Below are 3,408 nucleotides of genomic sequence, written 5' to 3' on the forward strand. Positions count from 1 at the left end.
ATGTGCTGCTGGAATCCGTTGAGCTGCGCCAGGCGCCGTTCTTCCTGTGGATCAACGACCTGTCTGTGATGGACCCGTACTTTGTACTGCCGATCCTGATGGGCGCGTCCATGTTCCTGCAGACCCGCCTGAACCCGACACCGGCGGACCCGACCCAGGCCCAGGTAATGAAGTGGATGCCGATGATCTTTGCGGTGTTCATGCTGTGGTTCCCGGCCGGTCTGGTACTGTACTGGCTGACCAACAACATCCTGTCCATTGCCCAGCAGTGGATCATTACCCGCAAGATTGAGAATGAGGCCTGACGCACCACGCTGGCCGCAAGACAGAATCAAGCCGATCGCAAGATCGGCTTTTTTCTTTTCTGTCCGGCATCTGGCATAAGGCGTCAGGCGCTCTCTATAATCCTCTTATGCAGACCTCTTCCCCGGATACCATTGTTGCTATCGCCACCGCTCCCGGCCGGGGTGGCGTAGGTGTGGTACGTCTTTCCGGTCCGCAGGCGCTGAGCATTGCGTCACTTATTGTTGGTGAGCAATCACTTTTACCGCGAGTGGCGCACTTTCGACGTTTTCGTGATCAGGAAGGGGAGGTTCTCGACGAGGGCCTGGTCATCACCTTTCCGGCCCCGCATTCCTTTACCGGGGAAGATGTGGCGGAACTTCAGGGCCATGGCGGCCCGGTGATCCTGGACATGCTGGTGGCCGCCTGCATTGCTGCTGGCGCTCGTCAGGCCCGCGCCGGTGAATTCTCCCAGCGCGCCTTCCTCAACGACAAGATGGACCTGACCCAGGCAGAAGCCATCGCCGACTTGATTGATGCCGGCACCAGCGCCTCGGCGCGCGCCGCGCTGCACTCCCTGCAAGGGGTGTTTTCCGACGAAGTAAACCAGCTGGTGGAGGCGCTGATTGGGCTGCGCATCTATGTGGAAGCGGCCATCGACTTCCCGGAAGAGGAAATCGACTTCCTGTCCGACGGCAAGGTGGCCAGTGATCTGACTGCGGTGCGTCACCAGTGCCTGCGGGTGCTGGACGAAGCCAACCAGGGCCGATTGGTGCGCGAAGGCATGACCCTGGTGATCGCCGGCAAACCCAATGCCGGGAAGTCGTCACTGATGAATGCTCTGGCCGGTTTCGATGCGGCTATCGTCACCGATATTGCCGGCACCACCCGGGACGTGTTGCGCGAATCCATCCAGCTGGACGGCATGCCGCTGAACTTAATCGACACGGCAGGCCTGCGCGATAGCGCGGATGTGGTGGAGCAGGAAGGAATTCGCCGCGCCTACGCGGAAATGCGCAAGGCCGACCGTTTGTTGGTGATGGTGGATTCCCGCGATAGCGAGGTGGATATCAATGATATCCACACCTTGCTGCCGCAAAGCCAGCAACAGCTGGAAAACCTGGACCTGCCCGTCACCGTGGTACTCAACAAGGCCGACTTGTCCGGGATCTCCCCCGGAAAGCGCGATGATGGTGCCTTTGTGATTTCCGCCGCCAGCGGCGAAGGGCTGCAGGCGTTGCGTAATCACTTGAAAGCCGCTGCCGGCTATCAAGGGGAAGGGCAAAGTCGCTTTTCCGCCCGCCGCCGCCATATCACGGCGCTGGAACAGGCCTTGGCGGCACTGGATAGTGGAGTGCGGCAATTGCATGGCCATGCTGCCGGCGAGCTGCTGGCCGAAGACCTGCGAGCCGCCCAAAAAGCACTGGAAGAAATCACCGGTGCCTTTACCGCCGATGATCTGCTGGGGCGAATATTCTCCTCGTTCTGCATCGGCAAGTAAGTGGCCAGATTCTCTATTCTCTATGCAGGGGCGCCGCTTACGGTGCGATTCTCGGTATTCACGCTAGTGCTACCCAAACCGTTTGCCAACAGCTTTGCCTGGTGGCTTTGCTCTCAGTGTTGCTGTTATGGACGACGTAATAGCATTAGCCGGTAGCCCTGCTGTGATTAATACCCGTGTGGGCAAGTTTGACTCTAAAGGACGACTCCCGTTTTCCACAGCCTTGAAATGCAACGTGGCTGTTGGCATGCCATGATGATGCACAGTGTTATTTTTCTCAGGCAGGAGGCTGGCCATGGCAACCCACGACACCCGCACCGAAACCGATTCCCTCGGCGATATTCAGGTCCCTGTCACGGCCCGCTGGGGCGCTCAGACTCAGCGTGCGGTGGATAACTTTCCTGTCAGTGGTCGCCAGTTGCCGGCCCGCTTTATTCAGGCGGTGGTCCGTATCAAACGGTGTGCGGCGGAAACCAACCGGCAGCTTGAAACGCTATCGGCGGACAAGGCCGTGGCCATTGTCGGTGCCTGTAACGATCTGCTGGAGGGGCATCACCTGGACCAGTTTCCGGTGGATATTTTCCAGACTGGTTCCGGCACCAGCACCAACATGAACGTCAATGAGGTGGTTGCGCATCTGTGCGAGGAAGCCGGTGCCGCGATTCACCCCAATGACGATGTGAACCTGGGCCAGAGCAGTAACGACACCATACCCACCGCCATTCATGTGTCTGCGGCCTTGGCCGTCACTGAGCACCTGATCCCCGCGCTTGAGCAGTTGATTGCCGAGCTGGGTTTGCGCGCCAGAGAGCACCGGGAGACGGTGAAAACCGGGCGCACCCACCTGATGGATGCCATGCCGGTGACCGTGGAGCAGGAGCTGCAGACCTGGGCCATGCAATTGCAGGATGCCTGTGGTCGTGTGGCGCGAGCCCGCGATGAGCTGTTGGCAATACCCCAAGGAGGCACAGCGGTAGGTAGCGGCATTAATGCCCATCCGGATTTCGGCAGTACCTTTGCTGCGCAATTGGCGGATGAAACCGGGCTGGCCTTCAAATCCCTGCCACACCCCTTTGTCGCCCAGAGTGCGTTGGATGCTCCCCTCAACCTGTCCGCCACCCTGCGCGGGCTGGCGGTGGTACTGATGAAAATCAGCAACGACTTGCGCTGGATGAATTCCGGGCCGATCCATGGGCTGGGTGAGGTGCAGCTGCCGGCCACCCAGCCGGGTTCGTCGATCATGCCGGGCAAGGTGAATCCGGTGATTTGCGAGTCCGCCACCATGGTGGCAACCCAGGTCATGGGGCTGGATCAGGCCAATGGCATTGCCGCTCAGAGCGGTAACTTCCAGCTCAATGTGATGTTACCGCTGGTGGCCAGCAACCTGCTGGATATGACCGAGTGGCTGGCCAATAGCTGTACCAATCTGGCTGAGCGGGCCATCAAGGGGATGACCTTCAATGAAGCGCGCCTGGCTGAAGGGGTGGGCAAGAACCCCATTCTGGTCACGGCCCTGAACCCGGTGATCGGTTACGAAAAAGCCGCGAAGATTGCCAAGGAAGCGTTTGCCAGCGGCAGGGCGGTGCTGGATGTGGCGGAAGAACAGTCCGGCCTGTCCCGGCAGG

The 3,408-nt window shown here is 59.8% G+C and carries 3 protein-coding genes; all 3 read left to right on the plus strand.

Features of this window, described 5'->3' with window-relative positions:
• Positions 1–305 (plus strand): membrane protein insertase YidC (yidC, locus tag A3754_RS25070; RefSeq protein WP_156497224.1); only part of this gene is annotated, 305 nt, incomplete at its 5' end.
• 107 nt (positions 306–412) lie between these two features.
• Positions 413–1,783: a tRNA uridine-5-carboxymethylaminomethyl(34) synthesis GTPase MnmE gene (mnmE, locus tag A3754_RS25075; RefSeq protein ID WP_063521649.1), complete on the plus strand. Its 1,371-nt coding sequence runs from the start codon at positions 413–415 to the stop codon at positions 1,781–1,783.
• A 295-nt stretch (positions 1,784–2,078) separates the two neighbouring features.
• Positions 2,079–3,408: lyase family protein (locus tag A3754_RS25080; protein ID WP_063521650.1), on the plus strand; the 1,330-nt coding region annotated here is incomplete at its 3' end.

Source organism: Alcanivorax sp. HI0083 (genome assembly GCF_001635175.1).

Excerpts from the sequence above, each read along its gene's own strand:
- mnmE (WP_063521649.1), top strand. The coding sequence starts at position 413 with ATGCAGACCTCTTCCCCGGATACCATTGTTGCTATCGCCACCGCTCCC.